This window comes from Pseudomonas monsensis (genome assembly GCF_014268495.2).
Classification (GTDB): Bacteria; Pseudomonadota; Gammaproteobacteria; order Pseudomonadales; family Pseudomonadaceae; genus Aquipseudomonas; species Aquipseudomonas monsensis.
The window spans coordinates 5,563,403-5,587,500 of record NZ_CP077087.1; the positions used below are offsets into that span (position 1 = coordinate 5,563,403).

The 24,098-nt window shown below is 60.6% G+C and carries 19 protein-coding genes, 2 rRNA genes and 1 pseudogene (1 of these 22 cut by a window edge); 10 read left to right on the top strand and 12 right to left on the bottom strand.

The genetic code is table 11. The features are described from left to right. Positions 1-51 precede the first annotated feature (51 nt). The gene (gene ggt / locus HV782_RS24540) at positions 52-1,884 is read left to right on the top strand and encodes a gamma-glutamyltransferase (RefSeq protein WP_186748012.1); all 1,833 of its coding nucleotides are present in this window, start codon (positions 52-54) and stop codon (positions 1,882-1,884) included. Positions 1,885-2,278: 394 nt separating this feature from the next. Continuing rightward, entirely contained in the window at positions 2,279-2,647 is a 369-nt protein-coding gene (locus HV782_RS24545) for a DUF6124 family protein (RefSeq protein WP_186748006.1), read from the top strand. 92 nt (positions 2,648-2,739) lie between these two features. On the opposite strand, the gene HV782_RS24550 is transcribed toward HV782_RS24545, so the two are convergent. From HV782_RS24550 to HV782_RS24560, 4 genes and pseudogenes are all read right to left on the bottom strand, one after another. After that, positions 2,740-3,339: a flavin reductase family protein gene (locus tag HV782_RS24550; RefSeq protein ID WP_186748007.1), complete on the bottom strand. Its 600-nt coding sequence runs from the start codon at positions 3,337-3,339 to the stop codon at positions 2,740-2,742. A gap of 174 nt (positions 3,340-3,513) precedes the next feature. Then, complete coding sequence (locus HV782_RS29090; RefSeq protein WP_437180225.1) at positions 3,514-4,122, bottom strand: methyl-accepting chemotaxis protein; 609 nt, start codon at positions 4,120-4,122, stop codon at positions 3,514-3,516. After that, positions 4,102-4,830: pseudogene (locus HV782_RS29095) on the bottom strand (PAS domain-containing protein); the annotation flags it as partial. The gene HV782_RS29090 and the pseudogene HV782_RS29095, both read right to left, overlap by 21 nt. Before the next feature lie 115 nt (positions 4,831-4,945). Continuing rightward, positions 4,946-6,259: an MFS transporter gene (locus HV782_RS24560; protein WP_123463004.1), complete on the bottom strand. Its 1,314-nt coding sequence runs from the start codon at positions 6,257-6,259 to the stop codon at positions 4,946-4,948. A 259-nt stretch (positions 6,260-6,518) separates the two neighbouring features. On the opposite strand from HV782_RS24560, the gene HV782_RS24565 reads away from it, so the two are divergent. The 4 genes from HV782_RS24565 to HV782_RS24580 all read left to right on the top strand — a co-directional run bounded on the left by HV782_RS24565 (position 6,519) and on the right by HV782_RS24580 (position 11,796). Continuing rightward, positions 6,519-7,937 (top strand): short-chain fatty acid transporter, encoded by a 1,419-nt coding sequence (locus tag HV782_RS24565; protein WP_123463002.1) that lies wholly within the window; start codon positions 6,519-6,521, stop codon positions 7,935-7,937. A gap of 149 nt (positions 7,938-8,086) precedes the next feature. Further along, positions 8,087-9,781, top strand: coding sequence for an acid phosphatase (locus HV782_RS24570; protein ID WP_186748008.1), 1,695 nt, complete (start codon positions 8,087-8,089; stop codon positions 9,779-9,781). Between the two features lie 120 nt (positions 9,782-9,901). Beyond that, positions 9,902-11,089, top strand: coding sequence for a hypothetical protein (locus HV782_RS24575; protein ID WP_186748009.1), 1,188 nt, complete (start codon positions 9,902-9,904; stop codon positions 11,087-11,089). 182 nt (positions 11,090-11,271) lie between these two features. Continuing rightward, entirely contained in the window at positions 11,272-11,796 is a 525-nt protein-coding gene (locus HV782_RS24580) for an SET domain-containing protein-lysine N-methyltransferase (protein ID WP_128614069.1), read from the top strand. Positions 11,797-11,803: 7 nt separating this feature from the next. On the opposite strand, the gene can is transcribed toward HV782_RS24580, so the two are convergent. Continuing rightward, a complete protein-coding gene (gene can, locus HV782_RS24585) occupies positions 11,804-12,448 on the bottom strand; it encodes a carbonate dehydratase (protein ID WP_123376595.1) in 645 nt (214 codons plus the stop codon). Positions 12,449-12,588: 140 nt separating this feature from the next. Here can and HV782_RS24590 point away from each other — a divergent pair, with 140 nt between their 5' ends. After that, positions 12,589-12,993 (top strand): serine kinase/phosphatase, encoded by a 405-nt coding sequence (locus HV782_RS24590; RefSeq protein WP_128614070.1) that lies wholly within the window; start codon positions 12,589-12,591, stop codon positions 12,991-12,993. A 135-nt stretch (positions 12,994-13,128) separates the two neighbouring features. Here HV782_RS24590 and rimI read toward each other — a convergent pair whose 3' ends face one another. After that, positions 13,129-13,581, bottom strand: coding sequence for a ribosomal protein S18-alanine N-acetyltransferase (gene rimI / locus HV782_RS24595; RefSeq protein WP_128614071.1), 453 nt, complete (start codon positions 13,579-13,581; stop codon positions 13,129-13,131). Then, complete coding sequence (locus tag HV782_RS24600; RefSeq protein ID WP_186748013.1) at positions 13,574-14,320, bottom strand: energy transducer TonB; 747 nt, start codon at positions 14,318-14,320, stop codon at positions 13,574-13,576. Before HV782_RS24600 ends, rimI begins: the two co-directional genes overlap by 8 nt. Positions 14,321-14,552: 232 nt before the next feature. Between HV782_RS24600 and mksB the strand changes: the two genes are divergently transcribed. The 3 genes from mksB to mksF are packed head-to-tail and all read left to right on the top strand — an operon-like array spanning position 14,553 to position 19,361. Next, positions 14,553-15,833: an Mks condensin complex protein MksB gene (gene mksB / locus HV782_RS24605; RefSeq protein WP_185015768.1), complete on the top strand. Its 1,281-nt coding sequence runs from the start codon at positions 14,553-14,555 to the stop codon at positions 15,831-15,833. Then, positions 15,823-16,524, top strand: a complete 702-nt coding sequence (gene mksE / locus HV782_RS24610) for an Mks condensin complex protein MksE (RefSeq protein ID WP_095136783.1) — start codon at positions 15,823-15,825, stop codon at positions 16,522-16,524. Before mksB ends, mksE begins: the two co-directional genes overlap by 11 nt. After that, a complete protein-coding gene (mksF, locus tag HV782_RS24615) occupies positions 16,521-19,361 on the top strand; it encodes an Mks condensin complex protein MksF (RefSeq protein WP_128615891.1) in 2,841 nt (946 codons plus the stop codon). The genes mksE and mksF overlap by 4 nt, the downstream gene beginning before the upstream one ends. Positions 19,362-19,577: 216 nt before the next feature. Here mksF and HV782_RS24620 read toward each other — a convergent pair whose 3' ends face one another. From HV782_RS24620 to HV782_RS24640, 5 genes are all read right to left on the bottom strand, one after another. After that, positions 19,578-21,881 carry a PqiB family protein gene (locus HV782_RS24620; RefSeq protein WP_186748010.1) on the bottom strand — a complete coding sequence of 768 codons (2,304 nt, stop codon included), beginning with the start codon at positions 21,879-21,881 and terminating at the stop codon, positions 19,578-19,580. After that, positions 21,874-22,497 (bottom strand): paraquat-inducible protein A, encoded by a 624-nt coding sequence (locus HV782_RS24625; protein ID WP_123462982.1) that lies wholly within the window; start codon positions 22,495-22,497, stop codon positions 21,874-21,876. Before HV782_RS24625 ends, HV782_RS24620 begins: the two co-directional genes overlap by 8 nt. Continuing rightward, positions 22,484-23,143, bottom strand: a complete 660-nt coding sequence (locus tag HV782_RS24630) for a paraquat-inducible protein A (protein WP_123462980.1) — start codon at positions 23,141-23,143, stop codon at positions 22,484-22,486. Before HV782_RS24630 ends, HV782_RS24625 begins: the two co-directional genes overlap by 14 nt. A gap of 147 nt (positions 23,144-23,290) precedes the next feature. After that, positions 23,291-23,406, bottom strand: a 5S ribosomal RNA gene (gene rrf, locus HV782_RS24635). 150 nt (positions 23,407-23,556) lie between these two features. After that, positions 23,557-24,098: ribosomal RNA gene (locus HV782_RS24640) — 23S ribosomal RNA — on the bottom strand (it continues 2,352 nt past the right edge of the window).

Below are 24,098 nucleotides of genomic sequence, written 5' to 3' on the forward strand. Positions count from 1 at the left end.
CCGGTCGATAAAGTCCGTCAGACCTTTCACCCCACGGACGGAGAGCACCACGTGTTTCCAGCCCTGCCCCTGCGCCGCTTTCGCCTGCCAGCCCTGACGCTGCTCGTCAGCGCCCTGACCCTCACGGCGTGCAACGCCCCGCCCTCTTCGACCCTGCCGCTGGCCCCGGAAGCCGCTTCCGGTTACCGCACCGATCTGCAAACCCGTCACGCCAGCAAACACATGGCCGCTGCCGCCAATCCGCTGGCCGCCGAGGCCGGGCGCGAGATATTGCGCAAGGGTGGTTCGGCCATCGACGCGGCGATTGCCATGCAAGCGGTGCTGACGCTGGTCGAACCGCAATCCTCAGGGATCGGCGGCGGTGCGATGATCGTGCTGTGGGACGGCAAACAGGTGCGCACCTACGACGGTCGCGAAACCGCACCGGCCGGCGCCACCGAGAAGCTGTTCCTGCAGGCCGACGGCAAACCGATGGCGTTCCAGCAGGCGCAGATCGGCGGGCGCTCGGTCGGGACACCGGGTGTGCTGCGTGCGCTGGAAATGGCGCACAAACAACATGGTCGCCTGCCTTGGGCCACGCTGTTCGAGCCGGCGATCAAACTCGCCGAGCAAGGTTTTGCGATTTCACCGCGCCTGCATTCGCTGCTGGCGTCCGACCCGATGATCCGCCATTCGCCGGACATGGCCGCGTATTTCCTCAACCGCGACGGCAGTGTCAAAGCCGTAGGCACGCGCCTGCAAAACCCGGCGCTGGCCGCCGTGCTCAAACGCATCGCCAACGAAGGCCCGGACGCGTTGTACAAAGGCCCGATCGCCGAAGAGATCGTCGCCAAGGTGCAAGGCCACGCCAACCCCGGCAGCCTGTCGCTGAATGATTTGCAAGGCTACCAGGCCAAAGAGCGCGCACCACTGTGCACCGACTACAAACGCTGGCAGGTGTGCGGCATGCCGCCACCGTCGTCGGGCGGGATCGCGGTGGCGCAGATTCTCGGTACGTTGCAGGCGCTGGAAACCCGCGATCCGCGCTTGTCCCTGGCACCGCTCAAACCGCTGAAAACCAATAAACCGGCCGGCATTGAACCGGATCCGCAAGCCGTGCACCTGATCGCTGAAGCCGAGCGTCTGGCCTATGCCGACCGTGCGCAATACGTTGCCGATACCGACTTCGTCCCGGTGCCGGTCAAAGGCCTGGTCGACCCGGGCTATCTCGCCAGCCGCGCCAGCCTGATCGGTGAACGCAGCATGGGCAGCGCCAAACCGGGCACCCCACCGGGCGTGCAAGTGGCCTACGCCCCGGACCGCTCGCCGCTGCGCATCTCCACCTCACAAGTCGTCGCGGTAGATGACCTCGGCGGCGCGGTGTCGATGACCACCACCATCGAAGCCGCGTTCGGCTCGCACCTGATGGTTCAGGGTTTTCTGCTGAACAACCAGATGACCGACTTCTCGTTCATCCCCGAAGAGAACGGGCAGAAAGTCGCCAACCGCGTCGAGCCCTTAAAACGCCCGCGCTCGTCGATGGCGCCAACTCTGATCTTCGATCGCAACAGCGGTGAATTCGTCGCCACGGTCGGCTCGCCGGGCGGTTCGCAAATCATCGAATACGTGGCGAAAACTGCTGTCGGCCTGCTCGACTGGAACCTCGACCCGCAAAGCGCCATCAGCCTACCCAACTTCGGCAGCCGCAACGGCCCGACCGAACTGGAACAAGGCCAGTTCAGCCCGGTACTGATCCAGGCGCTGAAAGACAAAGGGCATGCGGTGAATGAAATCGACATGACCAGCGGCACCCAGGCCATCGTGCGGGTCAAGGATGCGCAGGGGAAAGCGTCGCTGGAAGGTGGCGCGGATCCGCGGCGGGAAGGCGAAGCGTTGGGGGATTGAGCTTAGACACCAAGCAGAAGGCTTACCGCGAGGTAGGCCTTTTGCTTAGCACACTGCGTATTTCAAATCAGGATGTTTAAAAGCTGCGAGGCAAACAGAGAACCGTCCCACAAGGTTTTCAGGTTGTCCGTCGGACGTCAGCTCTCTAGCCTGTACTCGTCGCTGCCAATTCAGTGACCGGGATTGGAAACCCTGAGTAGAACCGAGCGCACAAGCTCCTTTCATAACGTATCCTTGCGCACCTTCATGGTGTGCACTCCGTTATGGCGGCTGTGCGTGGGAGACCTTCGGGTCAACCGGGTTCTCCGTTCCCCGGGTTTCCAACCTGCGCACAGCTGCCACCTATTCGTTCGGAAACCGAATCGGCCAGCTCCAATCCTGATCGGAGAACACCATGAAAAAACCAACACCCAATCCCCCCGAAACAGACACCGACCCAACATCCCCGTACGCAACCATCGACAGCAAAAAACTCAACGAAGCGGCCGACCGCGCCCTCGACCACTACCTCAAACCGACCATTCACATCATGGCGTCCACCCGCGTAGCTGAACCCATGTACCTCGCCAACCCGGTGTACGACACCGAATCCCTGCTGGCCAATGCTAGTGAAACCCTGGGTTCGGTCACCGAGATGCTCAACAATTTCGCCGCCGTGCTGGACACCTCGCACCGCAAGACCGCGCTGGGTATTGCGCAAATCGTCATGCTGAGTGAGCTGGCGGTGAATCAGGCGCTGGATAATGTTCAGCCGGGGGCGTAATAACTGCCGCGCATAAAAAAATCCGATGCCCGTACAGGCATCGGATTCTTTTTGATTGGGCCAAAGGTCAAACATGAACACAAAGTTATTATTCAAACCGCTAGCGTCTTGCCATCCACCGCATCACCAATCTTCAGGAAATGCCCGCCCGCCACGTGGTGCAAAGTACGCAAACCATCATGCCCCTCGAAATGCCAACGCCCCTCACTGAACACTCGCTCGTCGGCGTGGGCGGCGATGACTTCGGCGAGGAACAGGTCGTATTGCTCGTGGTTGCGCGGTTCTGGCAGCAAACGGCATTCGAGCCAGGCGACGCAGCCCTCAAGCAGCGGCGCTTCGACTTGTTCACCGGCAAAGGTCTGCAAGCCGTAAGCCTGAAACTTGTCTTGCCCTTGGGTCTGGCTGATTTCCAGGCCCGACGTATTGCCGACGGTTTGCACGATGTCGGCCTGATTGGCGCACGGGACGTTGAGCACAAAGGTGCCGGACGCTTCGAGCAACTGGCGGGTCCAGGTGGACTTATCGAGAACGACCGCGACTTTCGGCGGTTCGAAATCCAGCGGCATCGCCCAGGCGGCGGCCATGATGTTGCGCTTGCCATCATGGGCGGCGCTGACCAGCACGGTCGGCCCGTGGTTGAGCAAACGGTAGGCTTTGTTCAGGGGCACCGGGCGGCGGTGGGAATCGCTCATGGGGATCAGCTCCGGGGGAAAAGGAGCCGATTGTAGCGCCAGACCACAGAAAGAAGGCGGGCGAAAAACCTGTGGGAGCGAGCTTGCTCGCGAAGGCGAAAGGTCAGTCACATCAATGTTGAATGACACACCGCTTTCGCGAGCAAGCTCGCTCCCACAAGGGATCAGTACAGGTCAGTGAGTCAGTTGATTGGCGAACTGGCCGACGGCATCCACCACTTTCTGCGCGCCGTCCTGAATCTCGACAATCACCGCCCCCGCCTCTGCCGCCAGCGCCAGGCCTTGTTCGGCCTGCAGCTTGCCATCGGTCATCAGGGCCACGGCGTTGCGCGCCATTTCCTGGTTCTGCCGCACCACACCGACGATCTCTTCAGTCGCCTGACTGGTGCGCGACGCCAGTTGCCGCACTTCGTCGGCCACCACCGCAAAGCCGCGACCCTGTTCACCGGCGCGGGCCGCTTCGATGGCGGCGTTGAGCGCCAGCAGGTTGGTTTGCTCGGCAATACCGCTGATGGTCTTGACGATGGTGCCGATCACCTGCGACTGCTCGTTCAACGCTTCGATGCCCTCACCGGCAGCTTGCATGTGTCGCGACAGATCACGCATCACGTTCACCGCTTCAGTGACCACGGTGGTACCACGTTGCGCGGTGCTGTCGGTTTGCTGCGAGGTGCTGTAGGCAATGCTCGCCGCGTCGGCAACCGCTTGTTCGCGATTGACCTGATCGGTGATCACCGTGGCGAACTTCACCACTTTGTACAGTTTGTTGTTGGCATCGAGCACCGGGTTGTAGGACGCCTCCAGCCACACCGTACGACCATGGCTGTCGACCCGCTTGAAGCGCTCGGCGACGAACTCACCGTTGTTCAGACGACGCCAGAAGTTCTGGTACTCGGCGCTGTTGTACTCCTCAGGCAGACAGAACATCCGGTGATGCTTGCCCTTGATCTGCGCCAGGCTGTAACCCATGCCGCTGAGGAAGCGTTCGTTGGCGTTGAGCACGTTGCCGTTGAGGTCGAACTCGATCACCGCCGTGGAGCGCACCAGCGCACCGATCAGGTTTTCATGTTCGCGGGAAGCTTCGATGGTGCGGGTCAGGTCGCTGGAGAAGATCGAGAAATGCCTGATCCGCCCGTCCGAGGAACGCACCGGCTGCACAATCGAACGCAGCCACGCCTCCTCGCCATTACCGCGCATCAGGCGCACGGCCCCGGCGAAATGTTCACCACGGGTCAGCGCAGCCTTGAAACGATGATGGAACTCATCGGCCTTCACATGCGCCGGGACAATGTCCTCAATCGCACGGCCAATCAGGTCGTGGCTTTTGTAGAGCATCTCGTTGAGGAAGTTCTGGTTGACCGACTGCACGCGTCCGTCGGGCTCCAGAGTCAGCACCAGCATCTCGCTTTCCAGGCTGTCCTTGACTTGAAGGAGGCTGGACAGTTCTTCACGAAGAGCGGCCAGCTCTTGCTTCAGGCGTTTGTTGAACATGGGAAAGTACCGATGGCTGGGTAGAAAGCGGGATGCAGCCTAACCATCGGCCTTGGAAAAGTTTTCTGAAGAGCGATTGCGACCCGTCAGTCGAAAAAAGTCATGGCGTTTACAGTCAGGCAGTTCCCGCCACCTGACACGGGCCCGTGCGCGGCATCCGCGAACCGAAATAAGCCGCGCTGACAACGCCAACCACGCCCATCACCGCACAGAACATCACACAGATCCACGGACTCCACGGCATCAGCCCGATCAGCAATAGCGGGGTGATGCTCGCCCACGCGGCGTAGGCAATGTTGTAGGTGAAGGAAATGCCCGACACGCGAATACGCGCCGGGAACAGCCCCACCATCACCGAAGGCACCGCACCGACTACGCCGCAGGCAAGACCGGCCACGGCGTAAGCCAGACCGACCCAATTGCCGCCCATGATCAGGCAGCCGTAAAGCACGCCAATGCCCAGCGGCAGCAGCAGGCTATAGAGCATCACCGTGCGCCAGGCGCCCAGACGGTCGACCAGCAGCCCGGCGATTACACAGCCGATATTGAGGAACACGATGCCCAACGCGCTGAGGGCAAACGTATGGCTGGCGGTCATGCCGAAGGTTTTCTGCATCATGGTCGGCGTAATGACCACGAACACCACCACTGCCGAGGTCAACACGCAGGTCAGCAACATGGCCGGCAACATCGCCAGACGATGCTCGCGCAGCACGGTGCGCAACGGCAGTTCGACCCGCGCTTCGCGCTGCGCTTCCATGGCCATGAACACCGGGGTTTCGCTCAACCAGCGGCGCAGGTACACGCCAATCACGCCGAACACGCCACCGAGCAGGAACGGATAACGCCAGGCGTAATCGAGGATTTCCGCCGGGGTGAACACTTGGGCAAGGAAGGTCGCGGTCAACGCGCCAATCAAGTAACCGAACGTCAGCCCGGCCTGCAAAAAGCCCAAGGCATAACCGCGATGGCCGGCAGGCGCGTGTTCGGCGACAAACACCCAGGCACTCGGCACCTCTCCGCCCACCGCCGCGCCTTGCAGAATGCGCAGCGCCAGCAACAGCAACGGCGCGAAATAACCGATCTGCGCATAGGTCGGCATGATGCCGATCAGCAGACACGGCAGCGCCATCATCAGGATGCTCAGGCTGAAGACTTTCTTGCGCCCGAGTTTGTCGGCGAAATGCGCCATCAGAATCCCGCCCAGCGGCCGCGCCAGATAACCGGTGACGAAAATCCCGAAGCTTTGCAGCAACCGCAGCCACTCGGGCATTTCGGGCGGGAAGAACAACTGGCTGAGGGTCAGGGCGAAGAACACGAAAATGATGAAATCGTAGATCTCCAGCGCCCCGCCAAGGGCCGCAAGGCCGAGGGTCTTGTAGTCGGAACGGCTGAACGGTGCCGGTCGGGCTGTGGATTGGACAGTCATGGCAAAGCACTCTGGCAGGCAAAAAACCAAGGCGCTCATGGTCTACGCAAAAGCACGGATGGACAACCCGTTAGACCATAGTCCCGGTTTTGCAAAACCTGCTCACAAAGCCTTGGCAGTTGAATTACTGTTATCGCCTGTCCTGCCAGGTGAACCACCATCGGCAAGTCATGCCGAGATCCTTGCAGGCTCACGCCTACAGGGGATATGTGTTTCGTCCGCAAGACCACAATAACCATAAAAATCCGAGGTACTTCCTGTGGCCGTTGATATCGAAGATAGCCGCTCTGCGCGCTTTGCCTTGCGCTGTTCAAGCTTTGCCGAACGCTGGTTTCCCGACTCCTGGGTATTCGCCGCATTGGCGGTGATCATCGTTGCGCTCGCCACCCTGGCCATGGGCGCCAAACCCACCGATGCCGCGATGGCGTTCGGTGACGGGTTCTGGAGCCTGATTCCGTTCACCATGCAAATGGCCTTCGTGGTGATCGGCGGCTATGTGGTCGCCAGTTCCCCGCCCGCAGTGAAACTGATTGATCGTCTGGCGCGGATCCCGAAAAACGGGCGCTCCGCGGTGGCCTGGGTCGCGTTGATCTCGATGGTCGCGTCCCTGCTCAACTGGGGTCTGTCGCTGGTGTTCGGCGGCTTGCTGGTACGCGCCCTCGCCCGCCGTACCGATCTGAACATGGATTACCGTGCCGCTGGCGCCGCTGCCTATCTGGGCCTTGGCGCCGTGTGGGCCTTGGGTCTGTCATCGTCGGCCGCACAGTTACAGGCCAACCCGGCCAGCCTGCCGCCGTCGATCCTGTCGATCACCGGGGTGATCCCGTTCACCGAAACCATTTTCCTCTGGCAGTCCGGCGTGATGCTGCTGGCCCTGATCGTGGTCTCGATCATCATCGCCTACGCCACCGCACCCGGCCCCCATTCGGCACGAGACGCCAAGGCCTGCGGCATCGACCCGGCCTTCAACCTGCCACCGCTGCAACCGCGCACGCGCCCTGGCGAATGGCTGGAGCACAGTCCGCTGCTGATCATCGTGCTGGTGCTGCTGGCGGCGGGGTGGCTGTTCCACGAATTCTCGACCAAACCGGCGATTACCGCGATTTCCGGCCTCAACACCTACAACTTCCTGTTCATCATGCTCGGTGCGTTGCTGCACTGGCGTCCGCGCAGTTTCCTCGACGCCGTGGCCCGCGCCGTGCCGACCACCACCGGCGTGCTGATCCAGTTCCCGCTGTACGGCTCGATTGCCGCATTGATGACCACGGTCAAAGGCACCGACGCGCAAACCCTGGCGCATCACATTTCGACATTCTTCGTCAGCATCGCCTCCCACGACACCTATGCGCTGTTGATGGGTGTGTACTCGGCGATTCTCGGGTTCTTCATTCCGTCCGGCGGCGGCAAATGGATCATCGAGGCGCCGTACGTGATGCAGGTCGCCAATGATCTGCAATACCACCTCGGCTGGGCGGTGCAGATCTACAACGCTGCCGAAGCGCTGCCGAACCTGATCAACCCGTTCTACATGCTGCCGTTACTGGGTGTACTCGGGCTGAAGGCCCGGGATCTGATCGGCTTCTCGTTTGTGCAATTGCTGGTGCACACGCCACTGGTGTTGCTGTTGCTGTGGGCGCTGGGAACGACATTGGCGTATACGCCGCCGGTGATGCCGTAAGTCAGAAGCAACACATACCCGGTGGGAGCCAGCCAGTTGGCTCCCACATTTGTTCCGTGGCGGCATCAAGTCGTCACCCAACCGTCACATTCAATTGTTAGCGTCCGCCCGAAACATACTGAAACAATTAAGTAAAAACGGGCTGACAGATGAAAGACGAAACAGACGCCACTGACGCACCTGAATCCGACCAACCCTCCGACACCAGCCGCCGCCGCTTCCTCGGCGGGGTCGCGGTACTCGGGGTGGGCGCGACGCTCGCCGGATGCGGCAACGCCAGCGATCAGCCCGGCAAACCGGCGGAGCACCCGCTGACCCCGGCCGAGCTGGACAAGGCCCTGCGCGACCAGGTGAAAACCGTGGTGGTGATTTACGCCGAGAACCGTAGCTTCAATAACCTGTTCGGCGACTTCCCCGGTGTTGAAAAGCCGCTGTCGGCGCTCAAACCTGCCGACTATCAACAACGTGATCGCGATGGCTCGCTGCTGCAAACCTTGCCGCCCGTCTGGGGCGGCGTGCTGCAGATCGGCCCGCAAACCCTCGATGGCGTGACCTACCCCAGCGCTACCCAGTTCCAGGAAAACCTGCCCAACGCGCCGTTTGCCCTCAAAGGCCCGAATGGCGAAGACCTGCCATTCGGCCTGGTCACCCGCGACCTGTGGCACGTGTTCTATCAGAACCAGATGCAGATCAACGGTGGCAAGAACGACGGTTTCGTCGCCTGGGCCGATTCCGGTGGCCTGACCATGGGCCACTATGCACAGAGCCGTTACTCGCTGCGCCTGTGGGATGTCGCGCAGGAGTTCGTGCTGTGCGACAACTTCTTCCAGGGTGCCTTCGGTGGCTCGTTCCTCAATCACCAGTACCTGATCAGCGCCACCGCGCCGTTCTATCCGGACGCGGCCAATTCGGTGGCCAAGTCGCAGATTGCCACGCTGCAAAGCGCCGATCCCGCCGACCCGCGCCTCAAGCCGCTGGAGCAATCGCCGGCGAGCGCCATGAGCGGGCCGCCACAATTCGGCCCGAGCGCGCTGACCCCGGATGGCTTCGGCGTCAACACCCTTGCTCCGCCCTACTGGCCGACGTGGATTCGCGACCCGGAGCGCCCGGCGTATTCCAAACCGGATCTGCCCAACGTGCTGGTGCCACAGACCCACGAGCACATCGGCGACAAGCTGTCGAAGAAAAACGTCGACTGGGCGTGGTATGCCGGGGCCTGGCAGGCGACGCTGGAGCAGTACAAGGATTCCGGCGGCATTCCGAAAATCCCGAACTTCCAGTATCACCACCAGCCGTTCAACTACTTCAAGCAACAAGGTCCGGAAAACCCGCAGGAGCGCAACAAACGCCTGCGCGATGCCGGTCTGGGGGAGGAGTCGAGTACCAACAAGTTCTTCGCCGATGCCGAGGCCGGCAAGCTGCCGGCGGTCACGTTCTATAAGCCTCAAGGCAACCTGAACATGCACGCCGGTTACGCCGACGTGGCGTCCGGGGATCGGCACATCGTTCGCGCCCTGAAGGTGCTGCGCGAAAGCCCGCAGTGGAAAAACATGGTGGTGATCGTCACCGTCGATGAAAACGGCGGCTGGTGGGATCACGTCGCGCCGCCCAAGGGCGATCGTTGGGGGCCGGGGTCGCGGGTGCCGGCGCTGGTGGTGTCGCCGTTCGCCCGCAAGGGCACGGTGGATCATACGGTCTACGACACGGCGTCGATCCTGCGCCTGATTACCCGGGTGTTCCAGCTCGAAACCCTCGACGGTCTCAAGCAGCGTGACGAGGCAATGATCGCACGTGGCCAGCAACCCATGGGCGACTTGACCAACGCCCTGCACTTTCCGGCCTGAAACCCGGTCCTGCGGGCTGACGCAAAAATCCGTGAATGACGGCTTCTCTGTGCAACACGGCTGATCCAATATGAAGCGCCCCCGACTCGCGGGGGAACCCACGCTGAAAAGGATCTGAGCATGTTCAAACTCGCAGGACTTACCCCCGCCGCACTGGCTCTGGCTGCGTTCACACTGAGCGCAGCCGCCCACGCCGATGTCGATCTGAAGCTGGGCAGCACCGAACGCGTCACCCGCCTCTTTGCCTTTCCCAACAACTGCAACGTGATCTGCTTCCGCAACTGGACGCTGGAACAGACCGTCGCGCATTACCTGAGCCAAAGCGTGCAACGCGACGGCTACACCAATGCCAAGGTGCTGGTGAAGAATGATAACGGGCAGATTTACGCCGAGATCAGCGGCGTGCCCAAAGGCTACGACAAGCCGCTGTCAGCGCTGCTCGATGCCGGCGACCTGGCGTATACCGGCGCCAGCAAGCTCAATGCCGATGGCAAATGGGCGTATAGCTGGTATCTGTTCCTGCCACTGGGCATGGCCCTGGAAAACCGCAAGAGCGTCGAACTGCTGCACTTCCCGCCGGATTACTCGCTGACCCAGGCCCAGGATTATCTGCGCTCGAACACCACCGATCGCTGGGCCACGCTGCTGACCGTCAACGGCATCCCGGCTGAGCAGACGCCGGCCTATCAGACCATCATCGACATCGCCCCGATCGCCGCGCCATCGAACGCGGGCAGTGATCTGGAAGGTGTGTACGACTACTTCAAGGATTACCAGACCACCCTGGTCAAGCAGTTCAGCCAGACCGGCAACGGCACGACGCTGCCGATGGTCGCGTTCGGCGCGCCGGTGCGTAACTGGATCAAGCAGCAATATGGGCCGACGGTGAATGTGCTGGGCCTGGCGACCATCAGCCCGAGCGCTGGCGTGAAAGTCCCGGTGCTGGGGTCGAACCACCCGAGTTACATCTGGTACGCCGCCGACCCGAAAAGCTACACCGGCGACGATGCACAAGCCAAGGCTGACGCCGCAGGCCTGAAAGTCATGGGCCAGGATTTGAGCGCGGCCTGCTGGCAGGCTGGCATGGGCAGCAAACCGGGCACGGATCCTTCGACGCTGCTCAACAGCTGCACGCAAACCTGGCAAGTCACGCAGAAAGTCAAAACCTGCGAACTGTTTTACACCTCGATTCGCAACTTGAGTCAGCAAGACGCTGCCGCCAAGTGCGCCTCCACGCCAATCAAAGCGCAATTGCAGCAACTGAAGGCGCCGTTGCCCGACGCCGTGGTACCTGCACCGCACCTGTAATCGTAGAGGCTTGATTCCCGTGTCAGCCCTGGCTGACGCGGGAAAGCGTCTATATCGCCTGTCAGATCTGACAGTAGACCGGTTATACCTGTTACGCGAAGATTGGATCCAAATTGAAACACAGCAGCACTGACAGGACGTCAACCCAAGGAAGTCGCAAGCACCTTGCGACAAGGATCGTTATGAACACCCGTACCCTGGCGCACATCGCGCCACGCGATACCGAAGGCATTTATCCGTTTGCCGGCCTGCCCGTGCGCCTCGGATTTCCCTCTCGCGCCGACTTCGAAATCATTCACGACGAGTACGGCGCACCCTTGGCGGTGGCGGTGCGCCGCGAATTTCTGCACACCCGGCGGATGTGTCGGGTTTCGGGACAGCTGTTGCCTTATCGCTGCCGACAGACCCGACAGTTGCTGAACGGTATCCACCTCTACGATCCACGCTTCTGCGGATTGCTCGAACACGCCTGCGATCCCAACGTGTTTCTCGACATGAGCGAGTTATGGCTATGGGCGCTGAAAGATATCCACAGCGGCGAGCGGCTGACCATCGACTACGCCGCCACCGAAGACAAACTGCTGCGCCAGTTTGCCTGCGGTTGCGGTTCGCCACGTTGCCGTGGCTGGATCACCGGACACAACGAGCCACCGAGCCTGGAGGGCCAGCACTTTTTGCAGTGCTGGCGGCGCCAGTGCGCGCGCTGACCAGCGCTTACAACGCGCCGACCGGACGCAGGCGATACTGCGGCGGCAACTGCTCGAAACCGCTGATGGTGGTGTTCAGGCTCTTCCAGCGACCGTCCTTGATGCCGTAGATGCAACCGTGGATCGACAGGCTTTGCCCGCGATGCCAGGCGTTCTGGATGATGCTGGTGTGGGCAACGTTGGCGACTTGCTGGATGACGTTAAGCTCGCACAGGCGATCAACCTGCTCTTCTTCGGTCGGCAGTTTGGCCAGCTCTTCGCGTTTTTCGTAGTACAGATCGCGGATCGAACGCAGCCAGCCGTCGATCAGGCCGAACTGCCGGTCCTGCATCGAGGCGCGCACGCCGCCGCAACCGTAGTGGCCGGTGACGAGGATGTGTTTGACTTTAAGTACGTCGACCGCGTACTGGATCACCGACAGGCAGTTGAGGTCGGTGTGCAGCACGACGTTGGCGACGTTACGGTGCACGAACAGATCGCCCGGCAGCATGCCGACGATTTCGTTGGCCGGCACTCGCGCATCGGAACAGCCGATCCACAGGTATTCCGGCGTTTGCTGGCGCGCCAGCTTGGCGAAGAAATCCGGGTCTTCCTTGGTGATCGCGTCAGCCCAACGCTCGTTGTTATCAATCAGGTCTTGTAAGTCGTGCATGCTGTAAGGCCTCAAGAAAGATGCGCAGGTATGACAGACGCCCACCCGTCGGGGTCACGAGAAGATCGCAAGTGTTTTCGTTGGAATTCTCGTGGATGCGGTGAGTCCACCTAGTAAGGCCCACAGTATGAGGATTTGCCATGACTGATTCACGACGCCCCTACGATGCGGTGCAACCGGAGCCCATCGATGATAACGAAGACCGCATGGGCTCGGTGCACGAGCTGGATTTCGATGAGGACGAACCCAGTGCGAAGATCGGTGACGAGATTCCTGAGCGTGAACGCGAGCACCTGATGCCCGACGAGCGGGTGCGTGAAGCCGGGCTCACCGGCGCATCGACCGCTGACCATGAACCAACCGACGATGATTTGAGCCCGGAAAAGCTGATTCGTGAAGACGGTGCACGAGATGCCGAAGAGGCTGGCGAAGGCAATCCGGCGGATTGGGATTTGAGCCTGGTCGATGAAGATGACATCGGCGGTGGTAATGGGCTGGATGAGGCGGAACTGGCGCGGCGCGATCCATTGGATGGCAATCGCTGATTTTTGTTGCCCGTCACACCGCTACGCCCGCAAACCGGTTCCCACAGCTTTTTGGGTTGGTCACACTGTGTGTGTGTGTGTGCACGAACCGATCCAGTGTGGGAGCCAGCCTGCTGGCGATGCTTTTAAGCTGAATCAGTCAACCAGGGTGCAGGCCATGACCACCGCGTCTTCACGCCCCCCCACCGCCGGATAATAATCGCGCCGCCGGCCAATCTCGTTGAAGCCATACCGCTCATACAGCTTGAAAGCTGCGGTGTTGCTGTCGCGCACTTCCAGGAAGCACTCGCGTGCCTCTGCAGCATATGCCCGCGACATCAGATGCTCGAGCAGCGTCAGCCCCAGCCCACGCCCCTGATTCTCCGGTTTGACCGTGATGTTAAGCAGATGCGCCTCATCCAGAATGATCTGCACCACGCCATGACCGACCTGCTGCTGACCTTCGAACATCAGCCAGATCTGGTACTTGCCCAGCCCGTCGAGAAAAATCCCCCGCGTCCACGGGTGGCTGTAGGCAGCGAACTCAATCTTCAGTACGGCGTCCAGATCCGCTTCGGTCATCGGGCGGAACGTTACAGCGTCACTCATTCGATTCTTTCCAGCGCGCCATCAGCCGACGCATCGCTTGCCACACAGCGGCCTTGCGCTGTGGCTCTTCCATTAACAATTCCAGACCGGGAATCGCCCAGGCCGAGCCCAGGCCTTCGATCTGCAATTCACGATTGAACGCTTCAGCATCCGCTTCACCGGCAAACCTTACCGCCGGCAAGCCGATCAGCCACAGGCAGGCGCACGGCGCCGCTTCCATTTGCACCGACAGAAAGCCCTGAACGAAGTCGCGCGCCGCTTCCGGGCCCTGATCCAGCGTGCCCCGGTTCAACCACGGCCAACGCACCGGCTCGCCAACGATCTGCGGCGCGTCCGGCAGACCGGCGGCGCGCAGCATGTCTTTGAGCAGCAGATAGGCCGGATCGCGGCTTTGGAAGGCTTCGCCTGTGGGTAACTCCACCAGCAGCAGGCAGCGCCCGGCGCGCAGTAATTGCAGGGCGAAGCGCGGTGGGGGCACGGGTGCCTGTTTGGCGACCACCGGCGTGTCGTCGACCTCTTCCACCGGTTTGGCGCCATTGCGCGTACTGGCGAGCGAGGGGCGCGGCACTTCGATTTTCGGCCGCTCGACCGGACGGGCGGCCGGTTGCACCGCTGCTTCGGCCTGCACAACCGGCATCACCACGACCTCCGGCTCAGGCTCGGGCATGTCCAGCAGCTCGGGCCGCGACGGGGCGGCGAAAGGCAATTCGGTGCGCGGCAGCCAGTTGACCACCTGCATGGCGTTCAAATAGGCGCGGCGGCGGGACTCGATAAGCAAAGGTCGGCCACTTGTGGATAACTGAAAGTGCGCTGATTCTACCGCCCTTCGCTCAAGATCGCTTGCTGTTGATCGATAGCCTTGAGCAAAGCTCTCTACCCTGAAAATTCGACAGCCCGTCCCGAGAGTGAATCGCATCGTCGCTGATGCAGTACAATCGCGGCTTTTAATCGCCAACCAGCCGGCCATTCCGATGATCGAACCCAAGCGCGTCTTGCGCGCCCTCGCTGAACACTGGGCACTTCTGGAGCCACTGTGCGAGCACTTCGACCAGGGCACCCTGAGCCTCAACGAACTGCGCACGCAACTGGCCGCCCAACAACTGGACAGCACGCCGCAGGACATCACCAGCCTGCTCGACGTGTGGATTCGCCTCGACATTCTGGTGCCCGTGGCGAAAAGCCCGAACCGTTTCGAACTTAACGCGCAGATCCACGACTTCCTCGCCTACCTGCGCCGTGAACACCGGCTGGGCCTGTGCCTGGAGATCGAAGCCTACCTGCGTCACCTCGAACGTCTGGCCGGCTACATTCAGGATGCGTTCGACGTCCGCGACGGCAACGACCTCGCCCGCCAGCTGCGCCTGCTCGACATGCGCGTGCGTGACGTGCTGAAAAAGCTCGATAACGACGAGCAGGCGCTGGTGGCCGTGGCCGAACGCGCCAAGACCAGCGATCGGCAGATCCCGCTGCGTCAGCGTTACGCCGAAGTACTGGCGACCTGGGACGAATACGTCGAGCCGATGATTGATCTGGTGAACGCCGACGGCGCTTTCGAGCAAGGTGTGCGCAAAGTCGAAACCGTGCTGCTGAAGATGCTCAGCGAACAGCAGCGCCTCGGCCATCTGGTCGATGACGACATGCTGCTGCGCACCCACGCGCGCATCCTCGAAATGCAGACCAGCGCCCAGCTGACCCTGCGCCACGCCCGTGAACTGCTGCTGCCACTGCGCGAAGAAGCGCGCCGGCACAACGCCGTGACCCGTGGCGCGGCACTGGCACTGGCGGCGATCCGCCGTAAAGGCATCGACGCCGTGCCGCAAGCGGCGATGCCGCTGTTCACCCGCCCGCAAAGCACCTTCCTCGGCAGTGCCAGTCAGGTCGAAGCCTACGTCTACGCCCTGGCGCGTTTCGAGCCGAAACCGGCGCGCTTCCCCAAGGCACACAAGACGCAGAAAGCCGGCGATGCCCCACGTGCACCGCGCACCGTGCGCGAGATGGTCGAGCGTTGCGAAGAGTCCCTGCCGATGCCGGATCTGATGACCTGGCTGCTGGAGCAGGAACCGGACGGTGCCACCGACGAATTGCTCTACTGGTTCTCGCGCCTGTCGCGGGAAAAACGCTTCAAGCGCGAGCGTCTGGAACGCCGCGAATATCACACTCACGAGCACCAGGTCAGCCTGCGCTCCTTCGCCCTGCTCTCGGCCAGCGACACCGCCGCCGAGAATTCCGCGAGCACATCCAATGCATCTTGATCTTTCCGAACTGTCGCAACTCGCGCCGATCTTCCGCGAGCTGTTCAAGGGTTACCACGTCAGCCGCCGCGACCCGGAGCTGTACGCGCAACTGTCGAACTTCCAGGACCAGTACCGCACGCTGTTCAAAGCGCTGGGCTTTGAACTGGTCTGCGACACCCGTGGTTTCTACTACTTTGTGCCGGACATGGCGGCAGCGGCGGTGAACAAGACGGCTCAGCGTCTGGCGCTGTTCACCTTCATCCTCGTCGAGCACCTGGCCGATCAGGGCCGCGACCCGATCGCCGTGCTCGACGGCGGCAGCCTCGGGCGTGAAGAACTGCCATCGCTGCTGGATAAATACCGCGACCTGTTCATTCAGGCCGAAGTGCAGACCGTCGAAGAGCTCGAAGAAAAAATCATGCGCCGCATGACCCAGCTCGGTTTCGCCGGCGAAGAAAACGGCGTGTACCGTTTCCTGCCGCCGATGCACCGTTTCCTCGATGTGTGCCTGTCGGTGCAACAAGACCGCGATCTGGCGGCCAGCGTGCACAGCGTTCTGCCGCTGCCGGCACCGGTGCTGATCGACGAAGCCGCCGAAGCGAAATTCCTCGAGACTGACGATCCACTGGATCTGTCCGAATTTGACGAAGAAAGCGAAGAAGACGCACTGGCTAGAGCCATTGCCGAAGAACAGGAGTCCGACGCATGAGCCAGGAACGCTACGGCATCCGCCGCTTTGCCCTTTTGAACACCGCCGGTTACAGCCTCGGCCTGTTCCCGCTGGAAGAACCGCTGTCGGTCTACGGTGCGAACAACCTCGGTAAATCGGCGTCGATCAACGCCCTGCAATTCCCGATTCTGGCGCGCATGTCGGACATGAGTTTCGGCAAGTACAGCCTGGAACAATCGCGGCGTTTCTACTTCGCCTCCGACACCAGCTACATCCTCGTCGAAGTGAACCTGCCGCACGGCCCACACGTGATCGGCGTGGTCGGTCGCGGCCCGGGCGGTGGCTTCGGTCACCAGTTCTTTGCCTACGCCGGCAAGCTCGACCTGGCGCATTACCAGAAGAACGACACCTGCCTGCGCCAGAAAGAACTGTTCAGCAACCTTGAGAAAGAAGGCCTGAAAGCCTACGAACTCAAGCCTGATGAACTGCGTCGCTTGCTGGTTGGCGGGCATACTTCGATCCCGCTGGACCTGACCCTGATCCCGCTGCGCTCCACCAGCGAGCAGAGCCTGAAGACCTTCCGAGCGCTGTTCATCAACCTGCTGCACATGCGCGAAATCACCGCAGCCAAGTTGAAGCAGCTGTTCCTCGATGCCTTCGAGCACAGCCTGCGCTCCGGCAGCGTCGACTACATTGCCGCGTGTGAAGAAGCCTTCCGCGATGTGCGCCGCATGGAGCAGGACTACAACTCGCTGGTCGCCGCCGGCCCATTGGTCGAAGCCTTGGCCAACGGCGTGAAACAACGTGACGTGCTGCGCGGCAAACTGCATCGCCTGTCGCCGCTGCTCGACTCGTTGCTCGGCACTTGGTCGGACTACGCCAATGCGCGCAAGGAAGAGCTGACGATTCAGGCCGAACACTACCGTCGCGAGCAGGACGATCTGCAAAACGACCAACGTGGCGGCACGCAGGAGCTGATGCGCCTGGAACGGGAAATCTCCGGCATCCAGCGCTGGCTCGGCGAGTTGTCGGTGCTGAAGAACCGCTTCGCGCTGGTCGATGACGTCAAAGTCCTGGAGCAACAATTGCTCGCGGCCAAGGACGCTCACGACGAACTGGCCGGTGCGCTGGCGCAGTCCCGTCAGTTCAGCGCCGAGGATCTGGAAGAGCGTCTGCGCGATCTGGAAAAACGCCTGAAGTCGGTGAAGCAGCAACTCGATCACGCCGACAACAACAGTTACGCCCGCCTGCGCGAAGAGTTCTCGCAGCAGGACGTCGAGCGCTTGATGCGCCTGTTCAACAGCGCGCTGTTCAGCCTGCCGCTGGGCGAACACGGCATCACTCTCGACGAGGATGGCGAGTGGGTGAAATCGGTTGAGCTGATTCTTGATGGTTTCAAGGGCGAGCGTTTCGAAGTACCGGGCCTGTCGATCGACATCTCGCACATCGAGCCGCCGGCCCTGCAAGCACTGGCCGACCGTGCCGCGCTGCGCGACCAGAAAGAGCGTCTGGAAAAAGAGCTCAAGCAACTCAAGACTCAACAAGCTGTAGCCTCCGACCGCGCCGCGAGCAAGACCCAGACCGAAGCGCTGTACCAGCAAGTGCTCGACGCGCAGAAGGCCCTGGAAGACTTCCGTCGCACCCAGACCCTGAGCGCCGAAGAAGGCGACAAACTCGAGCAACTGGCGCAGATGGAAGCCGCGCAGGACGAACTCAAGCGCTCCAGCGATGCGTTCACCGAGCGCGTCCAGCAACTGTCGGCCAAGCTGCAACTGGTCGGCCGGCAGATCGCCGACATGGAAGCCAAGCAGCGCACCCTCGACGACGCGCTGCGCCGTCGTCAGTTGCTGCCGGCAGATCTGCCGTTCGGCACGCCGTTCATGGATCCGGTCGACGACTCGATGGACAACCTGCTGCCGCTGCTCAACGATTATCAGGACAGTTGGCAGGGCCTGCTGCGCGCCGACGGTCAGATCGAAGCGCTGTACGCGCAGGTACGCCTGAAAGGCGTGGCCAAGTTCGACAGCGAAGACGACATGGAGCGCCGTCTGTCGCTGCTGATCAACGCTTACGCGCACCGTACCGATGAAGCCCTGACGCTGGGCAAGGCCCGTCGCGCGGCGGTCACCGACATCGCCCGGACCCTGCGCAACATCCGCAGCGACTACGACAGCCTCGAGCATCAACTGGCGCTGTTCAACCGCGAGATCAACAAGCGTCAGGTGTCCAACCTGCAGAGCTTCCGCATCGTCCTCGCGCCGAACAAGGAAGCGCTCAAGCACATCGACCAGATCATCCACAGCGCCGGCCAGTACGAAGAAGGCGAAACCCTGTCGGTGTTCGACCTGAGCCAGAGCGCCGAGCAGGACAACAAGAACGAAGAAGCCAAGGAATACCTGGCGCGGCTGGTGGCGGCGAACCACAACCAGCTCGGTCTCAAGGACTTGTTCGAACTGGCGTTCGAGATCACCAAGGTCAACGGTCAGCCGGTGATCCACACCGACATCGACGGCGCGGCGTCCAACGGTACGACCATGACCATCAAGGCGTTGACCAACATGTACTTGTTGCTGCACTTGATGGACCGTGACCTCGCCGGTCGCGTGCGTCTGCCGTACTACCTCGACGAGGCGGCGGACATCGACGAGAAGAACCAGGCTGCCCTGCTGGAAACCAGCCTGCAGCTGGGCTTCGTGCCGATTCTGGCGAGTGTGAAACCGCAGGTTTGCGCCAGTGTCGCCATCGACCTGGAAGGCGGCAGCGGTCCGGCGGGCATCTACATCGACGAGGCGGACTGGAAGTATATCCGTCGTCATGATGTGGTGAAGGCGCCGCTGAACGTTGAAGCAGATGAACCGGAGCTGGATGCGGTTTGATCGGCGTTAACTGACGGCAATAAAAAGGGCCGCGATCCCATCGGATCGCGGCCCTTTTTTATGGCCTGGGGTTTGTGCTGATTTTCAGGGCCTCATCGCTGGCAAGCCAGCTCCCACAGGTTTTTTGTCATGTACAAATTGTGAGTACACCGCCGACCACTGTGGAAGCTGGCTTGCCAGCGATGGCGTACTTCCAGACGCCTGATGAGCTTGAGGTTACTTACCGAGCGAAATCTTTGGCGCCCACGTCAGCCACTCATCCTCGAACTTGTCGAACAGCGGGAACGTCTGCTCAGCCCGCGCCGGATTGCCCATGCGTTCACCGTCCGGCGTAGCGAAAGCAATCCCACCCTGAATCGCCGTCTCCAGCGATTCCGTTCGCACCGTCAGCCCGTTGAACAAGCCGATATCAAAACCGACACCACTGGAGTTCCAGAACCGGCTACCGCTACGTACCAACGGCGCGTATTTTGGCTCGATCAGAATATGCACCAACACTCGATCAGCGGTCTGCCCCAGTTCATAACCGGTGACTTTACCCACGGTAATTTCACGGTAAGTCACCGGCACCCCCGGTTTCAGCGAACCACGACGGGCCGCACTCAAGACCAGACTCAGACCCGCCTCTTGCTTGGTCACTTCCGGCGCATTGGCCAAGGCAACAAAGTTCTTCTGCGGGCCGAGGTTCTTCGCCGCCGGCTGCACTTCGATGTATTGCCCAGTGACCAGGGTTTCCAGATTCTGGGTCTTGATCAGACCCAACTCCGGTTTGACCACCCAGAACTGACTGCCCACCCGGGCAATCTTCTCCGGCACTTCAGTGATGCGCGCGGTGAGGATGACCGACTGCAGGTCGTCGGTCAGATCAACGCTTTCGATCTTGCCGACATCCAGCCCCTTGAAGCGAACCGGGGTGCCGCTGCGCAAACCATCGGCGCGATCAACCTTGATCGTCACCACCGCGCCTTTCTGATTGGCTTCGTCATGATTGGCGAACAGACGGAAGCGCGGAATGCGCTTCTGCAACGGCGCTTTGGCTTGCGGCGTTTCGAAAGCAATACCGCCGGCCATCAGGGTCTGCAGCGACTCACTCTTCACCTGAATCCCGCCTGTCAGACCACCGGTCAGGGTGATACCGCTGACATTCCAGAAGCGGGTCGATGCGTTGACCAGGTTTTCGTACTCCTTCTCGATGTGCACACCGATGACCAGTTGCTTGCGGGTCTTGGAGAACTGATAGCTCTGCACCGACCCGACCTTGACCTGTTTGTACAGAATCGGGCTGCCGACATCGATGGAACCGAGGACGTCAGTGAACAGCACCAGGTGCAGCCCCGGCGAACGCAGATCCAGCGGCGGCGCTTTGGGGCGTGCCTCGAATTCACGTTTCGGTGCAGCCCCTTTATCACCCGGACGCACGGCGATGTAGTTGCCTTTCACCAACGCTTCCAGGCCGGTGATACCGGCCAGGGAAATCGATGGTTTAACTACCCAGAATTGCGTGCCGTCGACCAGATAATCCTCAGCCAGAGGATCAAGCGTCAGCTCGGCGGTGGCGCTGTTCAGATCCGGATCAACTTTCAACGCTTTCAGGTTGCCGACCTGAATGCCCTTGTACATCACCGGCGTTCGACCGGCCTGCAGGCCTTCGAAGTCACTGAGTTTGACCTTGACCCGAATGCCGGCAGCGGCGGCGTCGAAGTCTTCGTACAGACGGAACGGCAGACTCGGGTCAGTCGGCGGACTGTCCTTGCGATTCTCCGGTGTGGCGAAAGCGATACCACCGGCGACGATGCTCGCCAGGGATTCGCTGCGCACTTTCACGCCGGACAGGTTGGCGTCGATGCTGATGCCGCTGGCGTTCCAGAACCGCGTGTGTTTGCGCACCAGTTTGGCGTAGGTTGGCTCGATGAAGACTTTGAGTTCAACGGTGCTCTGGTCTTCTGACAGCACGTAGCTTTTGATCTGACCGACCTTGATCTGCTTGTAGAACACCGGACTGCCGCGGTTCAGCGAACCGAGGCGATCGGCCTTGATGGTCAGGTGCAGGCCGGGCTTGGAGTCCGACAGCGGCGGCTCTTCGGCCAGGGCCTTGAACTTGCGGGCGGGCTCGCCTTCACCGGGACTGATCGCGACGTAATTCCCGGACACCAGGGTTTCCAGGCCGGTGATACCGGCCAGGGTCACACTCGGTTTCACCAGCCAGAAGCGCGTGCTGGTCTTGAGGTATTGCTCGACGTCCTTGTTCATCTCGACGGTGGCGATCACGCCCTTGGAGTTGCCTTCGTCATCGAGTTTGAGCGCCTTGACCTTACCGACCGACATGCCCTTGTACATGACCTCGGTCTTGTTGGCCTGAATGCCTTCGCCGCTTTCGAAGCGAACCTGGATTTCAACACCGGTTTCCGTATAGGCACGCCAGCCAAGCCAGCCTCCGATGATCAACGCGATCAAGGGCAACACCCAAATGGCGGACCAGTTCGAGGCCGGTCGGGTTTTCGCTACAGGCAAATCAGTCATGGTCGTCGTCCGACTCCGTGTTATCCCAAATCAGTCGGGGATCGAAAGTTACTGCGGCGAGCATCGTCAGTATCACCACACTGGCGAAGGCGATGGCGCCAAGGTTGGCTTCGACACTGGCAAGCCGGCCGAAGTTGACGACCGCCACCAGAATGGCGATCACAAAAATATCGAGCATCGACCAGCGACCGATGAACTCGATGAAGCGGTACATCCAGATACGTTGCCGTGCGGACAATGGCTGACGTCGTTGCACCGAAAACAGCAGCAAGGCGATGCCCACCAGCTTGAAGGTCGGCACCAGAATACTGGCGATGAATACCACGGCGGCAATCGGGATCATGCCGTGCTGCACCAACTGGATCACGCCGGACATGATCGTGCTCGGATCACCCTGCCCCAAAGAACTGACAGTCATGATGGGCAGCACGTTGGCCGGAATGTAGATAATCGCCGCTGTAATCAACAGCGCCCAGGTCCGAGCCAGGCTATTGGGACGGCGAGCGTGGACCAGCGCGCCGCAGCGAGTGCAGCTTTGCTCATCGGTGTCCGCTTCCTGCCTGTTCAATTCGTGGCATTCGGTACAAATCAGAATGCCCGCATCAATCGCCCGCATGAGCATCCTCTCCTGATAACGCCTGCCAGATCTGATGCGGTGACATCACCACTTCCAGCCAGACCTGAACCAACAACAATCCAATGAAACACACCAGGCCCAGGCCAACGGTGATCGCGGCCATGTCCGCCAGTTTGACGATCGCCACCAGAACGCCCATGAGGTAAACCTCGAGCATTCCCCAGTCTTTGAGGTGGTGGTAAATGCGGTACAGCAACAAGCCGTAGCTGCGACCGGCATCGAAGCGAATCGTCAGCAACACGAACAACTGGCACAGCAACTTGAGCAACGGTATGGCCATGCTGCACAGGAAGACGACGATTGAAACGCCCTGCATGTCGGTGTTGAACAGACCGAGCACGCCACTCCAGACCGTATCCTGCGAAGATTGCCCGAGGATATTGAGTTGCATGATGGGCAAAAAGTTTGCCGGGATGTACAACAGCAATGCCGCGATCACCAAGGCAAGGCTGCGCTGCACCACGTTATGGCGATGGGCATACAGTTCGTAACCGCAGCGCGGGCAGATGGCTTTTTCGCCGTGAGCAAGTTGTGGCTTGCGCATCAGCAGGTCGCACTCGTGACAGGCCACCAGGTCTTCCAGCGGTAATTCTGACAGCCCGCGGGCGTCAACCGACTCTGACATACAGGCTCTGGCTCCGAAAAAGATGGGGCTATTCTAGTGTTCTGATTCGAAAATAACTGTGCAAATTTGTTCGCTGACTAAGCAATAATTTTTCTACGGGCAAAACAAAACCCCAACTGCTTTCGCAATTGGGGTTTCGGAATTTAATCTTGACGATGACCTACTCTCACATGGGGAAACCCCACACTACCATCGGCGATGCATCGTTTCACTTCTGAGTTCGGGATGGGATCAGGTGGTTCCAACGCTCTATGGTCGTCAAGAAATTCGGGTACTGACTCGTGACCATTTGGCCTCGCTTCAGCAAATCGGGTATGTGATACAGGTGTCTTGTGAGTTGCGCGAACTTTCGGTTCGTTTCGTCTTCACACACCGCAATCTGGTCTCTTCGACGCAAATTGCTTGGGTGTTATATGGTCAAGCCTCACGGGCAATTAGTATTGGTTAGCTCAACGCCTCACAGCGCTTACACACCCAACCTATCAACGTCGTAGTCTTCGACGGCCCTTCAGGGAACTCAAGGTTCCAGTGAGATCTCATCTTGAGGCAAGTTTCCCGCTTAGATGCTTTCAGCGGTTATCTTTCCCGAACATAGCTACCCGGCAATGCCACTGGCGTGACAACCGGAACACCAGAGGTTCGTCCACTCCGGTCCTCTCGTACTAGGAGCAGCCCCTCTCAAATCTCAAACGTCCACGGCAGATAGGGACCGAACTGTCTCACGACGTTCTAAACCCAGCTCGCGTACCACTTTAAATGGCGAACAGCCATACCCTTGGGACCGGCTTCAGCCCCAGGATGTGATGAGCCGACATCGAGGTGCCAAACACCGCCGTCGATATGAACTCTTGGGCGGTATCAGCCTGTTATCCCCGGAGTACCTTTTATCCGTTGAGCGATGGCCCTTCCATACAGAACCACCGGATCACTAAGACCTACTTTCGTACCTGCTCGA